Source organism: Streptococcus oralis (assembly GCF_001579175.1).
GTDB classification, from domain to species: Bacteria; Bacillota; Bacilli; order Lactobacillales; family Streptococcaceae; genus Streptococcus; species Streptococcus oralis_O.
Map to the genome: position 1 here is coordinate 179,146 of NZ_KQ970760.1, position 1,529 is coordinate 180,674.

Consider the following 1,529-nt stretch of genomic DNA (forward strand, 5'->3'; position numbering starts at 1 on the left):
GTCTGTAAGCTCCAGCCAATCCGCCTCAGTAAGCGCAAGTGAATCAGCTTCGGCCAGTGCCAGTCAGTCAGCGTCTGTAAGCTCCAGCCAGTCAGCATCAGCAAGTGCTAGCCAATCAGCCTCAGTAAGTTCGAGTGAGTCTGCTTCGGTGAGCGCAAGTCAATCCGCCTCAGTAAGCGCAAGTCAATCCGCTTCAGTAAGCGCAAGTCAATCCGCCTCAGTGAGCGCAAGTGAGTCCGCTTCAGTAAGCGCTAGTCAGTCTGCATCGATCAGCTCCAGCGAATCCGCTTCAGCTAGCTCGAGCCAGTCTGCTTCAGTAAGCACAAGTGAATCTGCTTCAGTAAGCGCTAGTCAGTCTGCTTCGGTCAGCTCCAGCGAATCCGCTTCAGCCAGCGCTAGTCAGTCAGCGTCTGTAAGCTCAAGCCAATCCGCCTCAGTAAGCGCTAGTCAGTCAGCGTCAGCGAGTGCCAGTCAATCAGCTTCAGTAAGTTCGAGTGAGTCAGCGTCCGTAAGCTCAAGCGAATCTGCTTCAGTAAGCGCTAGTCAGTCTACATCGGTCAGCTCAAGTCAATCCGCTTCAGTAAGCGCAAGTGAGTCTGCATCAGTAAGTTCGAGTGAGTCCGCATCAACTAGCGCCAGTCAATCGGCGTCTGTAAGTTCGAGTGAGTCAGCATCGGTGAGTGCAAGTCAATCCGCTTCAGTAAGTTCGAGTGAGTCTGTATCGGCAAGTGCAAGTGAATCAGCGTCAGTGAGTGCGAGTCAATCTGCTTCAGCGAGCACCAGCCAGTCTGCCTCGGTTAGCTCGAGTCAATCCGCTTCAGTGAGTGCTAGCCAGTCAGCTTCGGCAAGCTCAAGCCAATCAGCTTCAACGAGTGCGAGTGAATCCGTCTCAATCAGTTCAAGCCAGTCAGCGTCGGTTAGCTCAAGCGAATCTGCTTCAGTAAGCGCTAGTCAGTCTACATCGGTCAGCTCAAGTCAATCCGCTTCAGTAAGCGCAAGTGAGTCTGCATCAGTAAGTTCGAGTGAGTCCGCATCAACTAGCGCCAGTCAATCGGCGTCTGTAAGTTCGAGTGAGTCAGCATCGGTGAGTGCAAGTCAATCCGCTTCAGTGAGTTCGAGTGAGTCAGCTTCAGTGAGTTCGAGTGAGTCAGCTTCAGTAAGTTCGAGCCAATCAGCCTCAGTAAGCTCAAGTGAATCAGCTTCAGCAAGTGCAAGTGAATCAGCCTCAGTGAGCGCAAGTGAGTCCGCTTCAGTAAGTGCCAGCCAGTCCGCTTCAGCGAGTGCTAGCCAGTCTGCTTCGGTAAGCTCAAGTGAATCGGCTTCAGCAAGTGCAAGTGAATCCGCCTCAGTGAGCGCAAGTGAGTCCGCTTCAGTAAGTTCGAGCCAATCTGCGTCAGCCAGCGCTAGCCAGTCAGCCTCAGTAAGTTCGAGCCAATCAGCCTCAGTGAGCTCGAGTGAGTCCGCTTCAACAAGTACTTCAACTTCTGCAAGTATGCTAGCAGACGAGTTGGCGTTGGAGAGTGCTTCGA

1 pseudogene is annotated in these 1,529 nt (G+C 53.0%); it reads left to right on the forward strand.

What is annotated here, in order from left to right:
- Positions 1–1,529: pseudogene (locus tag SORDD24_RS10815) on the forward strand (accessory Sec-dependent LPXTG-anchored adhesin); the annotation flags it as partial.